Raw genomic sequence first — 16,598 nt, 5'->3', positions numbered from 1 at the left:
CAATAATTTTTGACGCTATGAAAAGTATACCATAGCATCAATCTAAAATGCAAGAACTTGAAAGAGCAGATTAAAGTGGGTTATACGGGAAGGTAAATAATAAATTCTGCACCAATTCCAACCGACCCTTTAGCGTACAAATGGCCATTATGGTTTTCTACAATTTTCTTACAAATTGCCAAACCAATCCCATTGCCCGTATATTCTGTTTTTTGATGCAAGCGCTGAAAAACTTCAAATATCTTACTGGTATGTTGTGAATCAAAACCAATACCATTATCGATGAAAGAAATTTTATAATACTGCATTATTGATTTCTCCACATGCTCTGATATCTGAGAAGCCGGAATTTTTTCGCAACGTATTTGTATTATCGGGGTTTCATTAATACTGCGGTATTTTAGGGCATTCGATAATAGATTTGTAAACAATTGCTCCATTTGAAATAAAACCCCATTTATTTTAGGCAGTCTAACTGAAATTATTTCAGCATTGGAATCATTGATACTTGTGGCCAAATCTTCCTTAATTTTATCCAAAACCTGATTTAAATCCACTTCTTCAAAATCTCTTTTACTGCTATCTATTCTGGAATAGGCCAGTAAATTTTGTATGAGTGATTGCATGCGGTTTACGGCATTAATTACTTTACTAAAATATTCTTGGCTTTTAGTAGAAAGATTATCATTTTCAGTATCATTTATTCTTTGAACGAACAGCTGTATTTTACGCAAGGGCTCTTGCAAATCATGGCTTGCCACACGGTTAAAAGATTCTAGTTCGGCATTACTGTTTTTAAGTTCTATATTGCTTTTTAATAATTTTTCTTCTGCATCTATAGCCAATGAAACATCCTGTACAACACCCATTACAACATCCTTTGTTACAAATTGTACTGTAGTTTTAAAGTGTTTTACTAAACCATGTTTAGTAATAATCCTAAAAATATGTTCCTTAACATGTAATTCGTTTATCGCTTTTGTTATATTATTATCATAATCCTCTCTATCCTGTTCATGTATAAACTCCCTATATTTCTCATACGTAAGTTTAATTTCTCTTGGTTCATAATCTAACATTCTATAAAAATTATCTGAAAACTCAGAAACATCATTAACCAAATGCCATAAAAAACTACCGGTTTTTGCAATGCGTTCGGCATCTCTTAAAATTGAATTTTGAATAATGAGTTCTTCATTTAACTTTATCACTTCATTCGCTTTTTCCTTTTCTTCTGTAATATCTCTAGTGGTTACTGTAACACCATCTCCCAATTTAATGGCTGTATAACGGTACCATTTTATGGCACCATTATTATGGTAAGATATTTCATAACGACCAGGTTTATCACTTTCCACTGCATTGACTAAATGTGCAAACACTTCCGATTTGAAAATGTCAGGATAGACTTCAGATATTTTTTTGTTTTTGATGTCTTCTGGAAGCCCTGGAATAATTTTGTTTACCCTATCATTTATAAATAAAATCTCAAAATCTATGATGTTGCCATCTTCTCCCCTAATGCTTTTAAAATGCATAACTAAATGCAATATGCTTTTAAAGATGTTTGTTAAAAATGCCCTGTTATCCAGTAATTCTATATTCTGATTTTCTAATTGTTTTTTAAATAATAACTCAACCTCTTTAGCTTCTTCTTCAGCTGTGGAATTACGGGATGTTACCAAAAGTCCTTCATCCAGGGGCATAACGACTGAATGAAACCACATTTTTTTATTGTCAACTATAATTTGTCTATCAAAAATGATCTTACTCCTTTCTTTGTAAGATTGAATTAATTCTTCTAGTTCTCCCTTAGACTTATGAAAAGGATGTACGCTAGAGACCGTTTTATCCTTAATGTCGTCTGGCTCAAGGTTTAGATAATCACGGACACAATCGTTAGCATATACAATTTTAAAATCTATGAGGTCATTATTGATGTATATGGGCTCATAATAAGTTACTATATTATCGGTAGTTGCCAGTACGCTTTTTAAAAAGGCTTCAGATTTCCGAATCTTTAGCTTGTTATTATAAATCCTAAAAAAAGAAATAACAAATACAGTTAGTGCACAAAAGGCCATTACCAATAACATGGTAGGCGTTAAAGATTTATGAAAAGAATATTCGGCTTTCCTTGAATTCATCAAACGCTCTTCATCTGCTAACATCCTGTTTATAAGGCTTCGTATGCTGCTTATGGTTTTTTTGATTTTTAATTTGCGTAATTCATATTCCTGTAAACCTTCTTGAAAGTCTTGATAATTAACCGAGTTTAGGTCTAATAATTGATCGTACATGGTATCCAACAACCCTTGCAATGGCTTTAAACGCGCTTTATGTAAATCATTATCTTCACTAAGCAATTTTAAGGTGTCTAGTATTTTTATACCATGGGATTTGTAAGTTTCAAAAACCTTATTAGAAGATGTATTGTTTAATAATTCTTCCCTAAATTCATTAGATTCAGCTTTGGAATAATGATTGGTTAAGTCTCCAATCGTATTATATACTTGCAATGTATTTACCACCATTTCTGCAGATTTCTGTGTAAGCATAATCTGTCTATATGCCATGCTTGTAGTAAACAAAAGCAATGCAATAGCAATAATCAATAATATGACATAGGTTTGAGAAGAAGTATAAACACGCTTAAATTCCATCTTGACTTAAATACGAAATAAAAAAGTATCCTTATTTAAAGTAGAAATATGGTCCTGCCAATTGATATTAAGAACCTTTTCTACGACTTCCCGTAATGTTCTAAAGCTATTGGGTTTATTTATATACATATCAGCACCATTTAAAAAAGTATCGCTAATATCCTTGTCTGAGGAGGATGTGGAATAGATGGCTATGCGTAAATCTTTCAATTTAGGATGCCTCCGAATTTCACATAAACATTGCATCCCATTTTTTATGGGCATATTAAGATCCAAAAATATTAAACTAGGAAGTTCTACATGAGGCTGAAAAAGGTAATCCAATAATTCTTGGCCATGTTTAAAGAGTAATAATTTTGTTTGTACGGATATTTCATCTAATGCTTCAAGAAATAACATCCTATCATCTTCATCATCATCTGCCAAAGCAATATTAAAAAAGTTATTCCTCATATTTTGTAGTATTTTATTATTGCTAATGTATTATTTATATTCTGTTTTTAAGATAAAAAACATATTAAAGGGCTTAATTTGTAATAAAAACCAATAAATCGGTTTAGGGCTTGAAAAAGACACCATAGATTTTAAGATAGCATGCAAAATCCATTATACGTGTTTATTCAATTTATAAATCGAATATATAATTATCTCTTTTAAATATAAACAAAATGTCAGAAAAAATTTAATTTGAATTTTTAGCAATAAATGAATGCTGATGAATACAGAATCAGGAGAAATTAATTTAAGGCAAAGAGTCATTAAGATTAATATTTTCTTCGTCAGAAACATTCATCTTTGGTATTTTATTGAAGAATTCCGAAATTTCTAGACTGGCATTAGGCCCATAAGCCATTAAAAAGGTGCCTTTTTCGCCCTTACTTGTTTCAATAATAAATAAAATTGACATGTCGGAAGGATCGCTCATGCCTTCATACCTGTGTTCTGCGACAATGAGAATATCTTGTGGGAAATAGCCATTCTTTGTTTCGCTATTAATTAACTTATTGTTTTTAAAATGAAAATTAGATGTATAACCTTTATCTTGATAAATTTTAATATAATCCATTTCGTGTTGTGCATATTCTTTTTTCATCATTTTATGCTTTTATATATAATAAATTTCGTTGTCTGTTTAACAAAAATGGGGCAAAAAGAAAATTAAAAATGACCCTATAAAATTCTATTTTAACGCAATCACTCTTTTAAAGTAAGAAGATTCATTATTATATACGCGTTATCATAAATATGCTTCGAATGATTTCTTTCGCTTGATCTATTTATAAAGGAGAATACTAAACTTAAAGATTGGTTTTCAGAACGTATTCTTTTCTGTAAATACGAACGATTGACAAGAATAAACTAATTAGTAAAGGCCCGAAAATTAAACCTATAAAACCAAATAAAGGGAGGCCAATAATAACCCCAATGAGGGTAATTAAAGGATGAACATTATCTAACCGTCGTAAAACGTATAAACGAATAATATTATCAGTAGTACCTACTATTACAATACCATATATTAAAACACCCCAGGCTTGTGCTGTATCTCCACTAGATAGTGTTAATATAAAAACAGGAATGGTTCCCAAAAAATTACCTACAAACGGAATCATAGACCCTATAGTTACAACAACAGCCCAAAAAAATGGACTTTCAATACCAAATATTAAAAATCCTATTAATGCAACAAAACCTTGTGCAATAGCTACCAAAGGAATACCCAAGGCATTGGAACGCACCATTTCTTGAACTTCCTCACCCAATAATTTTAGGTTCTCTTTGCTTATGGGAATATATTCTATTAAAGTCTCCCGAAATAGCTTACGGTTTGTAAACATATAGAACAGCAAAAAATACATGATGGATATAGCAATAAACGTATTAAACGCACTCCCTGCAATCATGGATACGTTTTCGGTTAATTTACTGGAGATCCCTGAAGCATCCATGTTATCAGTAAATTGAAATCCTAAATAGTTTTCCCAATCTTCAAGTCGTATTTTAATAACCTTAAAGACTTCTTTGGCGTTGTCTGACGCTTTATCTAATTTATTACTCAGCATGAGTATGGCCCCAGCTACTGGAACTAAAATCGTTATGAAAGATAGGAACATGAGAAATGCTGCTGCTAAATCGGGACGCCAACCTTTATTTACTAATTTAGCCATAAAATTTCGCAAAAGCACATAAATAGTGATAGCCCCTAGTACTCCTGACAAGTAGGGGATCATTTCCCTAAAAATCAAAGCTCCGAGTAAAAGAATTAATAGAAGCGTAAATATTTGTTGTACTATTTTAGGACTTATAATGTTCATTAATTTTATTATTACTTAAAAATTTGAGTTGATTTTAATTGTTTCTTAAACTATATATAAGTTCCTTTTTGTTCATTTTGGAGCGCCCCTTAATTCCTACGTGCTTAGCTTGTTTATACAACTCCGTTTTGGTCCATTCTTCATAAGGTTTTGCCTTACCGCCTTTTATACCTGCATTGGGTGTATTAGCTATACGTGCTGCTTTTTGTTTACTATAACCCTTATCTCTTAAAGCCTCATACTGGGCTTCGTTTTTTATACTTGAAATTTCCATTGCTTATATATTTATGTTTCAAATTTTAATATAAAAAACAAGGGCATTTAATCTAATTGGATAAAATATTAACTTCAAAAAAAAGCGTATGTTGAATTATTATCTATTGTATCAAGAAATAATTGTTTTGGGTCAATTCTCATTCTTGATAATGGGTAATTTTATTAAATATAATTTCAAGTAGAATTTGTGATAAGAGAAGATATGAATTAAAAGAAAAATTGGTTTATTTAAAGTTGGTAACAGCTTTTATTAGTTGGTTGGTAGGATACCCTTAAGATTTAAATCTTAAGGGTATTTTTTATGCGAAGGGGAATTGACAAATTTACTTGGAAACCCCCATAAACAAAAAAAAGCTGACAACTTGCCAACTTTTTCTATGTAATCACTTATTATTATTTAAAAGGGTGGTATTCAAACTTCTGACCACCTACAGAAGCATCGGCCATAAGTCCTGCTTTAGGCATTGCAAAAATCACTACACCATCATCATAATTGGCTTCTTCAGCTTTTCCTTCGTCTGCAATTACAGCAGAAGCCTCCGCAGAAAATTCAAAATTTCCTTCCTTAAATTTAGCCAGAGCAGCATCGGTTTCAAAAAAGATAACTTGACTAACTGCTTGTCCGCCTGCTTGAAGCCCAATATTCACTTTTTTTAAGGCCGTCATTCCCACAGGGCTTCCTTTTTCATAAAGGATACCATTCCCACTGGCACCTCCAACTATTAATCCGCCTTTTCCAACATTGGGGAAAATGGCATACCCAGAAGCATTATTGAAGAATTTCTCCAATCCTGCATCTTTAGCCATAAGCGCGCTTTTGGCTCGCTCTGCATCTTTTAATATTTCATTGTCTTTATCAGTTTGAGCCATTGCACCAGTGCCAATAAATAGCAAACAAACCAATATCATTTTTTCTAATGTTTTCATAAATATCATTTTTTTATTAAGTTAATAATTCAAATGTATGGCAATGATAGTTGCACATGTGACTCTATTACTTTGATTATTAGCTCAAAAAATGAATATGATCAAAAGAGACTTTCAATTTAAGGCATGAATTATTTCTTCTCCTCTTGTAATTTTTCTGCCGCTTCTTTAGCAGCTTCTTCAGCCTCTTTTTGGGCTTTTTCTTTTTCTCTTTCTTTCCTTTTAAAATATCCTCTCAAGAGAAAATTACTCTTGGCAGCTTCCATATTCTCTTCTAATCCTTGGGAGCTATTCTTTAAATTTTCCATGGTCTTATCCAGGTTTTCAGCCATACCTTCATCACCTAATAACCTCCCTAAAGTACCTTCACCATTGTTAATCTGCCATAAAAGGGTGGCTAATTCATCTGTTATTACTTCTGCGTTTTCTGCAGTTATTTGAATGGATGTCATTATCTGGTCAAACTCTACAGGCTCAAACGATTTAATGGCATCGCCATCCACAATTTCTTTGGAAGTTTGGCTTCCTTGAGAAATCATTAAAATTTTATCACCAACAACACCATCAGATGCGATAGATGCTTTACTATCTTTCTTGATAAACTTTTTAATATCAGTATCAATCATGACAACAACTTTTACCGTCGTATCATTTAACATTTCAATATTATCTACGGTGCCAATAGAAATACCCGAAAAACGAACTTGATTTCCGATTTTTAAACCACTGGCATTATTAAAATGAGTAATTACTGTGGTTGTAGACTTAAATAAGTTTTGTTGGCTACCAATTAAAAATATCATTCCGAAAAGAAGCACAAGCCCCAAGGAAACGAAGATTCCTAATTTTATCTTATAACTATTATTTTGATTTCCCATAACTATTTATTTAAAAAATGATTTTATGTAAGGATCTTTATCATTCATGAATTCTTCTAATATTCCTTCTTTATATATTTTTCCATCTTTAATCATTACAATTCTGTCGGCCACAATTTTAACACAATTAATGTCGTGGGTAATAATTATAGATGTTGTTTTGAATTTATCTTTTGTTTCATTAATTAAATCACTTATTTCATTGGACGTAATAGGATCTAATCCCGTCGTGGGTTCGTCATATAAAAGAATTTTAGGGTTTACAATTAATGTTCTTGCTAATCCAATTCTCTTTTTCATTCCGCCTGAAAGTTCAGATGGCCTTTTGTCAATCGCATCAGGCAAGCCAACATCCTCTAAAATGCTTTCAATTTTTTGGTTAATGTCATCAACCGTTAATTTTTCTTTCAATCGTGTTAATGGAAACGCTAAATTCTCTCTAACTGTCATGGAATCATAAAGGGCGCCACCTTGAAATAGAAACCCTATATTTTTACGAACTTCCATTAAATCATCTTCATTAATATTTGTTAGCTCAATGTCTTCAACTTTAATACTGCCTTCATCATGTTTTATAAGACTTACTATACACTTAATCAAAACTGATTTTCCTGAACCTGATTTTCCTAACACTACTAAATTCTCCTTTTCGTATAATTTCAAATCAATACCCTCTAAAACAGATAAATCCTTGAAACTTTTTGTTAGTCCCTGTATCTCTATAACTATATTTTTTGAATGTGCTCCCATTATAATAAATCAGTAATTTGTACGGCTATTAAGTCTACAATGATCAATAATAATGAAGCTGTTACCACCGCTGAATTAGCAGCAATTCCAACACTTTCGGTTCCTCTTCCCGCATTGAACCCTTTGTAACATCCAACAAGGCCTATAACAGCACCAAAAAAGAACGATTTTATAACCGCTGGAATGATATCTATAAATTCAACTTGCCCAAAAGCTTGGTTAAAGAATAAGTATAGACTGATATCATCTTTAATATTAGCCCCTAACCAACTTCCAAAAATACCTATAGCATCTGCATACAGCGTTAATATAGGTATCATGATAGTGGCGGCAATCACTCTTGGAACTATTAAAAAATTCATTGGATTTGTATTGGAAACTTCCATGGCATCAATCTGTTCCGAAACACGCATAGAACCTAATTCAGCCCCCATACCAGAGCCAATTTTGCCTGCACACAATAAAGCCGTTATAACTGGCCCCATTTCGCGAATGATGGATACAGCAACCATGCCAGGCAACATGCCAACTGCCCCAAATTCAACCAAAGGAGGTCTTGATTGGATTGTTAAAACGAGTCCAACAATGAGACCTGTTATAGAAATTAAACCAACTGATTTATTCCCGATTTGATAACATTGCTTTAAAAATTCACTAGTTTCAAATTTAGAGGAAACTAGATTTTTAATCACACTTTTTAAATAATAGATCACCGTGGCAACATCAAGGAAAAATTTCAGCATAACGTCTTTTATGTACTTGATTACATAATCCATACTTTCTGATAAATCGCTTTTTTGATGTTTTATCATATCATTTTTATTAACCAGCGAAATTAACCATAAACTGTTCATAGAGCTTTATATAATTTTATCAATCTCTTACACAATAAATTTGAACATCTGAATATTCTATAAATCTGAAACTGAATACTGTAATATTATTACTGTTCCTATACTGTAAATTTGTGATGTAACCAAAAAAATGAAAGTTATGAGTAACGTAAAAAACTTATTCGATGATAAAGCGATTGAAAAACTTAAAAAAATTACAGAAAGCAGCAAAACGTGTCTTTTCTGTACCGATTTATCTGTATTACCTATAAATGCCAGGCCTATGTCCGTTTCAGAGATTGATGATAATGGTGATATATGGTTTATCAGTTCCAAACAGAGCAATAAAAATTTTGAAATATTTAAGGATAATAAAGTCCAACTTTTCTTTACCAACACTAAAGACAATGAATTTTTATCTCTTTATGGAGAAGCAAAAATTTATACGGATACATCCATCATCGAAAAATTGTGGACTCCCATTGCAAAAGCATGGTTTAATCAAGGTAAGGATGATCCAGATGTTTCAGTAATTTGTGTAAAACCCAATGATGCTTACTATTGGGATTCTGAAAGCGGGAAGGTTATTTCACTTTTAAAAATAGCCGCCCAAGCTGTAACAGGTTTAAAAATGAATATTGGAAGAGAAGGCAAGTTAAAGTTTTAGCAAACTCGTTTAATCTAAAATGGATAACCTATGGCGAGATTGAAAATCAAATTTTCTTTTCTCCATGTACCACTACCAAAATTAATATCGTCAAGAACCCATCTGTCACCTTTTGGCAAATAGGGTTTTCTTAAAGGGAATGCTATATCGGTTCTTAAAATCAAGAAGTTAAAATCAAATCGCAATCCAACACCCGTTCCTACGGCTAATTCATCTAAAAATTGTCCAGAAAACTTAGCTCCAGGTTTATCTGCGTCCTCATTTAATAGCCATATATTACCAGCATCGAGAAACACGGCTCCTTTTACCATTTTGTATATTTTAGCTCTTAATTCCGTACTGAATTCCAACTTCAAATCACCCGACTGGTCTGGCAAAAATGTATTGGTTAATTCGGCACTATTAAATGTTCCAGGACCAATAGACCTTGCCCTAAAAGCTCTAATGCTATTGGTACCTCCAATAAAAAATTGTTTTATAAATGGTAATTCATCTGAATTTCCATATGGCATTCCCGCCCCAACAATAAACCTACTAGCAAGTGTGGTTTCGTTACCAAAATTATAATAATGACGAAATTCAAATTCTAATTTCGAATATTGACTGAATGGAACCCCTAAAATGGCTTTCGGATTGTCACTATCATTAGCACCTAACAGTAAGCTGGTAGAATTGCCCGATAAATCTATAGCACCCCTAAAATAGATATTATTTGTTTTATTCTTTATCATCGTGTTGGTATAGGCATACGAATAGGTTGTACCTAAAATAAACTGTCTATCAATCACTCTTTGTAAAGAAGGATTAACGGCAATTTGTTCTTTGTATAAATCAGATACATTATTGGATGATGTATAGGCGATATTGACGATGTTAAGATTATGCTCTTTTCGTTCGTTTTCTTTCCATATATATCCAAACGAACTATTTAGTGTCTTTAACGAATATAGTTGGGTTCGTAATTGATATTCATAACCAATCGAGGCTTTTGTGTTTGGCACATACGCGCTTCCTGAACTCATATTAAATGGCGAAATAAATCGTGGCCAAATTAAACTGGCTTCCCCTCCAAAACGATACACATTGAACCCTTTATTGAGTCCGGAAATTTGAACTTCCAGCCCAGCAAACGCAGAAATTTTAAGCAATTCTGCTCCCATAAAGGTGTTTCTGTTGCTCCAATTGATGTTTAACTCCGTTCCAGAATAGTTTGCGGAATTGGTTTTAGCTAAGGTTTCAACTTGAATTGACTTTTTAGGCAAGGGCGTTAAATAATAATACACATCCAATTGATTGTTTACGGAATCTGTTTCCTTAAATTCATTTTTCACAAATTTGAATGTTCCCAAGGTAATCAATCTATTTAATGAGAGATTGTGCGTTGTTCTATTGTATAAATCCCCCTTTTTAAACAATAAGGTTTTTTCGAAAATAAGAGGTTTAAAAACTGTTTTATTATCAATAATAGCAAGATCTCTATATTTTAAAGTATCCATTTTTCGGGTAGCAATGGTATCTCTTCCTAGATTAAAACTGGGATATACAAAAATGTTATTGATGCTATATTGAATTTTCGCTTTTTCCGGAATATCATTTTTAATATTTACAATTAAATCTACTTCATGGTTTGCAACCGTACTATCCACTTGCACTAATAGATAATTTTCATTGAAATAATAAAAACCACGCTCCTTTAAATGGGCATCAATCCTAGCTCTTTCATTTTTAATAATATCCAAATCATAGGGTTTACCTACTTTTAAAAAGCTTTCTTCTTGTAGTTTATTGATTTCCTTACTTAATAGCATGGAGTCTGTTGGGAAAACAACCGATTTAATGTGGTACTGATTGTGTAATTTAACCGTATAATTGGCTTTTGCTTTTTTACCATATCTTGTAGAATCGGCTTTGGATTCGGCATTAAAAAAACCTTTATTTTCAACATAATTTTGAATCACTTTCCGGTTGTATTCCAAGTCTACTTTGCTCATTAAAACAGGTTCTTTCCCTAATTTATATTTTACCCAATATTTAAAACCCGAATCCTTTTTTACCTCAGGAAATATGTTGTAAAAAATGATACTAGGACGCATTCCCAAAATGGATTTATTGGGTTTTGGACGAATCAATCCATCCAATTCGGCCTTTATATTTTTCCTGGTTTTTTTTGATTCCTCACCTTTTTCAATATCAATAGTATGACCTATGTACAATAAATCCCTTTCAGGAATATGCCGTGTCCCACTACAGTTCAACAACATGGTAACTGAAAAAAATAAAAGTATGTAGGTATTAAATCTCATTTCTGTCTCTATCTTTTCTATTGCCTCTTCTGTTTTTTTGAAATAACTCTCTAAACTTATTGTAGTTCATGGTAATGATGAATGCTACGCCTGTTTCAATAACCTGACCTTGTAAAGCCACTTGATAGTTATTTTTTCTATACGCTCTCAACTTATAACGACCATCTTTTGTAATTAAATAATCGGCTGAGACATCCCCTGCTATGGTGGACGCTTGTTCATTTTCTTGTTGCGCCCCTTCCAGACCAATACTACTTCCCACAGTCACTTTTAATCGGTCGTTTAACAATTGTTTTGAAAGTGCCACATTCAAATCGGTTCTCTCTTGTTTTTGTCCAGTTGAATAATCTTCCGTAGCTTCCAAATCAAAATCCAATTCAAATCCTTGTATTAAATCGCCAGCCAAATTATTTAACTGTTGCGATAAAATTTTACTAGCACTTTGTTTGGCTATAAAGGCACCACTCACCCCGCCCGCTTCACTTTGAAACGGATTTTCACCAATAAAACGATTCAATAACAACAAGGCAAAAACCTGTTTGTTTAGCAAATCTCCATCATTTCTAATTTGTTCCAATTTGGCTTGGGTGGCATTAATTATTTCGGTAGACACATCATTATTCCCCTCTGGTAAAACAATGTCAAACGTAATTTCTGGTTGCATTAATTCCCCTTTCATTATCAAATTGGTTTCAAAAGGAATTTTTTGTTTGTATGTGTTTCTGGCTTCTGCGGTTATTCCAGTTAATTGATCGCTTATCAAATCTATTGGAGACGCTTCAACATTATAAACGGCTGTAATATGGATGTTTGCGGTTGTTGGTTCGCCCGTCCAGAGAATATAACTTCCTGATTGGATTTCAAACCGTCTTCTTATTAAATTGAAATTCATTTCATAAGCACCGCCAGTAAACTCATATTTCCCAGTTAAGGTCGTTTTTCCTGAAGGATCTATACCTCCAGATAATTCCGCTTCCCCTTGTAATTTTAAATAATCGCCATTAGCTTCGTCAATGATAACTGATATTTCTGCTTCCTTATCTATGGAAATATTTACCGAGGCATTAATACCTGTGACGTCTGTTTGGGTAATTTGTTTTGTTGGATCTTCCAAGGTAATTAAAACCGGCTGATCTTGATCTATAAATTCAACAATGCCTTCCCTATCTACAATGGACGGATCATTTTGCGGCAATACAATAGTGAATTTGGTGTCGGGATTAATTTTGACTGTACCATCAATAATCGGATTTTCCAAAGTGCCTTTAATTCCTAAGTCATTATCCAAATACAATTCGCCATAAAATAAATCATTGTCCTGTGGACCAGAATTTACCGCTCTAAAGTTTCTGGCTACCACTTTCAAATCAAATACTAAATTGGTATAATCCTTACTATCTATAAAACCGTTTACTGTTAATGGATTATCATCTTCATCTTGTAATTTGAAATTCTCAAAAATGATTTTATTGGTATTGAATACGACATTATCATTAAGTAATTGAAATCTGGAATTTAATTTAACTACCGTAAAACCAACCTCATTAAATTTAATATTTCCATTTACATTGGGGTTGGAAGCTTGGCCTGTTACGGTTAGTTTTCCATTTAAATAGCCGTCACCTTCCTCAAGATTATTTAAGGTAAAAGCATCTAGGGATGCCATGTTCAATTTTTGAATATCTACAATAAAGTCGAGGTTTTTACTGCTAATATTATAATTCCCATCAATATCTAATTGATTGTCATTATCGGTCAAACTCACATTTGCACTATACAAATTAGTGGTTTCGTTGTCTACTTTTACAGTCAGCGTCCCGATGGTGTCTTTTTTAAACGTAAAATCGCCTATATTTAAATCTGCCACAAACAACGGACTGGAGGTTATATTTTTTACAGTGGCTTTTCCATTTACTTGACCTCCCATTTCAAAATTGGAAGACACGATGTTTGTTAAGGTTTCGAGCTTGAAATTTTCAAAATTGACAGCAATTGGTGATTGTACCAAAGCAGTTTCAGATTGAATTGAAAACACTTGTTGGTTATTTTGAATCTCGAAATTATTGACTAGAATACCGCTTTTTTCAATTCTTATGAGATTGTCATCCTTAATGGTCCAATTCTCATAATTCAATAAGAATTCCTGTGGATTGAAATAAATTTCTGAAGCTCCATTAGTGTCTTTAAAATTTCCCGAAATATGATAGCGGTCTGTATCCTCTAGATCTTTTATGTTCAGCTCATAATCAACGGCATTGTCTTCTATTTTTCCTATAATTTGAGTTTTAGGAACAATGATATCATTGTTTTTAATATTTGCAATGGACACATCATACATCAAGGCATTTTCTTTTGTGTTTGCATTTATAATACCGTTGGAAATCTCAATAGTTCCATAGTGTAATCTAGGAATGGATGCGTTCATTACAATGGTATCATTAATAGAATTGTATTTCCCGCTGATATTGATTTCTGATAACTCTGTAATTTGAGGCACTATTTTTTTAAGAATGGGATTATCCTTAATAATAACATCAAATTGCAAATCTTGCTCTGTGCTATTAGCAAAGTATTTTTTATCTAATTGATAGTATTTTGAAACGGAATTCATAAGTTGGTTGCTTATGGTAGACAACTGATAATTACCTATAATTAATCCGCTTGCAAATTGGGATTTCAACACAATAGAATCTTTTTCTTTTGTTGAAACCGCCCTAATACTTATGGTATCTAACGGAAATTGTTCCGTTTCCAAAGCCACTAAAAAGTTGTTAAAATTCAGGCTACCATTTAAATTGTCAGGATTTAAATCAGTGAAATTTGCAGCAATATCCCCTTTCATTTTTAAAGGTCCCGCGTGCAGATTTAATTTGTTTAAATCAACAAGCTCGATGTTCAACTTTAAATCTAATGTCGGCTTTTCCGAATCTGAAGAGCCATTTGCATCTAAAACAAAATTCAAATTAGGATCCGATAAATTGACATTGACAACATACTTGCCATTATCAATCGTGCCATCAAGGCTTAAGTTTTGATACTCGTAATTATTGAAATTTAATTTTACGATTTTTGATGTGAGTTTGGCAGTTGCTGTTGACGGATCCAGACTTCTTCCATTTATAGTCGCATTTGCGGTCACTTTCCCAAACTGATTATTTTTGATGAATCTGCCTAAATCGAAATTATCCAAGCTAGCATCGGCAATATATGTTTCGTTATTTTTTCGTGACTGATCGAAAGTGGCATCTACAACGGCATTTCCTAAGGAACTTTTTAAATCCAGAAGCGTTTCAAAATTATGGATACTTCCTTTAAAATGTCCTTTAATGTTAAAATTATCAGGAAGTTGAATGGTATTGGGAATCGTGTTTTTTGGTATAAAAGCATAGATATCTTCCGAGGAACTTTCAAAGTTTAGGATAGTAATGTCAAAAACACTTTTATCAACATTTGGTAGACCTGTTATGGTTCCGTTAAAGTCAGCTATGGTATTCCCGATACCTTTGGCATTAAATTTGTCAATTTTTAAATCATCTAAATTTCCTTGTATAATCGCATTGAAGTTTACAATGGCATTTGGATTATTCTTAAAAACATCATTCGTATCCAAACTTGGAACAAATAACAAAACATCCTTAAATGCAATATTGCTATTTTCAAGATTGGCATCGACATACAGATTTTGTGGATTTTCACTCAAGGATGCAATTGAAGGATACGTGACTGAAATATGGTCTTTTAAAACAGTTTGAGGCGTTTCTAAGTACAGGTTTTTTAAATAAGCGCTCGTTGTGGTGTAATTGAATTCGGTTGTTAATGCGCTTAAAACAAAACCGCTTTTTTCATTAAAATTAAAGGTATTTATTGTGCCAGAATATCCATCGCTATTTAGCGTTAGCGATTCCATATTCAGATTCAAATCATTTATTTTAAGATGGTTATAATCCACACCTTTCGATACTCTTTCGGCATTATTATTATCGAATACAAAATTAAAACCGTTGATGCTAACGGCATCGGATGTTATGTTCCATGATGTGCTTGAGCTATTTTCTTCAACTGTTAATTCAGGTTCCTTTACTTTTTCTGAGGCACTTAAGGTGACATAACCATTTGTATTATTTAACTCCAAACTGTTTATAGTTAGGATTCGCTTTTCTAAATCGATGGCTTTTAATCGCGCTTTAAATTCTAAAAATTTAACGGCGGTATTAATATTTGACACTTGATCGTTATAACTAAACCTGATGTTATTGAGATTAACTTTATCTACTGATAATTCAATTGGCTCATCACTTTCCGGTTTAGTTGGAGTTTCAAAAGCTTTGATAATATAATCGAAATTGGAAATGGAATCTTTATCAATCTTAATGTTTATGGTAGTTTCTTCTAAGTCTATGGAGTTAATCTCTACTTTATTACTTAACAAAGCAAAAAGACCAATATCAACTTTTAATGACTTTCCTGCTAAAAGTGTATCGCTTGACTGGTCTTCAAAATAAAAATCATTTAAAATAATGTCTTTAGGGAAACTTATTTCTAGGGAACCGATTTCAACTTTGGTCTTAATTTTAGTTTCTAAATAGTTTACGGCTTTATTTTTTGCAATATTCTGAACAAAAGGCAACTGTATTGAAATAACCAGTATTAAAAATAGTGCTACAATTAGCAAGACAACTTTTAATATAAGTTTGGCGGCTTTCTTCAACTATTCATCTTAAAACGGATATTCAAAGATATTACAGTATAGATACAAGGCATTACATAATTCAATAGTTTTTTTCTATAATTTTAAGTTCAAAAATGATAAAGGAAATTAGGAGGCAAGGTAAAAAATGATGACAATGATAACCCGATAAGAACCTGTCACCCGAATAAGACATTTCACTTAGCAGAATATAAAGCATCACAATACCTTAAAATAGTTACATCGTTTCTTTGTTTTGTTTAAAAATATATTTAGAAATCTGCTTTTTCAATGATATA

12 protein-coding genes are annotated in these 16,598 nt (G+C 32.4%); 1 reads left to right on the top strand and 11 read right to left on the bottom strand.

Features of this window, described 5'->3' with window-relative positions:
- Positions 1 to 80: 80 nt before the first annotated feature.
- The 9 genes from CDH49_RS05620 to CDH49_RS05580 form a co-directional block, all read right to left on the bottom strand.
- A complete protein-coding gene (locus tag CDH49_RS05620) occupies positions 81 to 2,663 on the bottom strand; it encodes an ATP-binding protein (RefSeq protein ID WP_100614383.1) in 2,583 nt (860 codons plus the stop codon).
- Positions 2,664 to 2,669: 6 nt separating this feature from the next.
- Positions 2,670 to 3,116 carry a response regulator gene (locus tag CDH49_RS05615; RefSeq protein WP_100614382.1) on the bottom strand — a complete coding sequence of 149 codons (447 nt, stop codon included), beginning with the start codon at positions 3,114 to 3,116 and terminating at the stop codon, positions 2,670 to 2,672.
- 289 nt (positions 3,117 to 3,405) lie between these two features.
- Positions 3,406 to 3,759 carry a hypothetical protein gene (locus CDH49_RS05610; protein ID WP_317044377.1) on the bottom strand — a complete coding sequence of 118 codons (354 nt, stop codon included), beginning with the start codon at positions 3,757 to 3,759 and terminating at the stop codon, positions 3,406 to 3,408.
- 202 nt (positions 3,760 to 3,961) lie between these two features.
- Complete coding sequence (locus CDH49_RS05605) at positions 3,962 to 4,978, bottom strand: AI-2E family transporter (protein WP_100614380.1); 1,017 nt, start codon at positions 4,976 to 4,978, stop codon at positions 3,962 to 3,964.
- Between the two features lie 34 nt (positions 4,979 to 5,012).
- Positions 5,013 to 5,252, bottom strand: coding sequence for a DUF7218 family protein (locus CDH49_RS05600; protein WP_100614379.1), 240 nt, complete (start codon positions 5,250 to 5,252; stop codon positions 5,013 to 5,015).
- A 395-nt stretch (positions 5,253 to 5,647) separates the two neighbouring features.
- On the bottom strand, positions 5,648 to 6,181 hold the full coding sequence (locus CDH49_RS05595; protein WP_100614378.1) for a lipid-binding SYLF domain-containing protein: 534 nt from the start codon (positions 6,179 to 6,181) through the stop codon (positions 5,648 to 5,650).
- A gap of 131 nt (positions 6,182 to 6,312) precedes the next feature.
- Positions 6,313 to 7,059: an MlaD family protein gene (locus tag CDH49_RS05590; RefSeq protein WP_100614377.1), complete on the bottom strand. Its 747-nt coding sequence runs from the start codon at positions 7,057 to 7,059 to the stop codon at positions 6,313 to 6,315.
- Between the two features lie 6 nt (positions 7,060 to 7,065).
- Positions 7,066 to 7,809, bottom strand: coding sequence for an ABC transporter ATP-binding protein (locus CDH49_RS05585; RefSeq protein ID WP_100614376.1), 744 nt, complete (start codon positions 7,807 to 7,809; stop codon positions 7,066 to 7,068).
- Complete coding sequence (locus tag CDH49_RS05580; RefSeq protein ID WP_239970583.1) at positions 7,809 to 8,621, bottom strand: MlaE family ABC transporter permease; 813 nt, start codon at positions 8,619 to 8,621, stop codon at positions 7,809 to 7,811. The genes CDH49_RS05585 and CDH49_RS05580 overlap by 1 nt, the downstream gene beginning before the upstream one ends.
- A gap of 181 nt (positions 8,622 to 8,802) precedes the next feature.
- Here CDH49_RS05580 and CDH49_RS05575 point away from each other — a divergent pair, with 181 nt between their 5' ends.
- Positions 8,803 to 9,309 carry a pyridoxamine 5'-phosphate oxidase family protein gene (locus CDH49_RS05575; RefSeq protein ID WP_100614512.1) on the top strand — a complete coding sequence of 169 codons (507 nt, stop codon included), beginning with the start codon at positions 8,803 to 8,805 and terminating at the stop codon, positions 9,307 to 9,309.
- Between the two features lie 14 nt (positions 9,310 to 9,323).
- Here the strand turns inward: CDH49_RS05575 and tamL are convergent, their stop codons facing one another.
- Complete coding sequence (gene tamL / locus CDH49_RS05570) at positions 9,324 to 11,612, bottom strand: translocation and assembly module lipoprotein TamL (RefSeq protein WP_100614375.1); 2,289 nt, start codon at positions 11,610 to 11,612, stop codon at positions 9,324 to 9,326.
- The gene (locus CDH49_RS05565; protein WP_100614374.1) at positions 11,602 to 16,320 is read right to left on the bottom strand and encodes a translocation/assembly module TamB domain-containing protein; all 4,719 of its coding nucleotides are present in this window, start codon (positions 16,318 to 16,320) and stop codon (positions 11,602 to 11,604) included. The genes tamL and CDH49_RS05565 overlap by 11 nt, the downstream gene beginning before the upstream one ends.
- Positions 16,321 to 16,598: the final 278 nt, after the last annotated feature.

It is taken from the genome of Confluentibacter citreus (genome assembly GCF_002807055.1).
Lineage (GTDB): Bacteria > Bacteroidota > Bacteroidia > Flavobacteriales > Flavobacteriaceae > Confluentibacter > Confluentibacter citreus.
Note: the sequence above shows the minus strand (reverse complement) of the source record. Positions and strands in the feature narration are given on the sequence as shown.

Coding starts and splice junctions, on each gene's coding strand:
- CDH49_RS05580 (WP_239970583.1), bottom strand. CDS start 8,621: ATGATAAAACATCAAAAAAGCGATTTATCAGAAAGTATGGATTATGTA.
- CDH49_RS05605 (WP_100614380.1), bottom strand. CDS start 4,978: ATGAACATTATAAGTCCTAAAATAGTACAACAAATATTTACGCTTCTA.
- tamL (WP_100614375.1), bottom strand. CDS start 11,612: ATGAGATTTAATACCTACATACTTTTATTTTTTTCAGTTACCATGTTG.
- CDH49_RS05590 (WP_100614377.1), bottom strand. CDS start 7,059: ATGGGAAATCAAAATAATAGTTATAAGATAAAATTAGGAATCTTCGTT.
- CDH49_RS05610 (WP_317044377.1), bottom strand. CDS start 3,759: ATGATGAAAAAAGAATATGCACAACACGAAATGGATTATATTAAAATT.
- CDH49_RS05615 (WP_100614382.1), bottom strand. CDS start 3,116: ATGAGGAATAACTTTTTTAATATTGCTTTGGCAGATGATGATGAAGAT.
- CDH49_RS05620 (WP_100614383.1), bottom strand. CDS start 2,663: ATGGAATTTAAGCGTGTTTATACTTCTTCTCAAACCTATGTCATATTA.
- CDH49_RS05600 (WP_100614379.1), bottom strand. CDS start 5,252: ATGGAAATTTCAAGTATAAAAAACGAAGCCCAGTATGAGGCTTTAAGA.
- CDH49_RS05575 (WP_100614512.1), top strand. CDS start 8,803: ATGAGTAACGTAAAAAACTTATTCGATGATAAAGCGATTGAAAAACTT.
- CDH49_RS05585 (WP_100614376.1), bottom strand. CDS start 7,809: ATGGGAGCACATTCAAAAAATATAGTTATAGAGATACAGGGACTAACA.
- CDH49_RS05595 (WP_100614378.1), bottom strand. CDS start 6,181: ATGAAAACATTAGAAAAAATGATATTGGTTTGTTTGCTATTTATTGGC.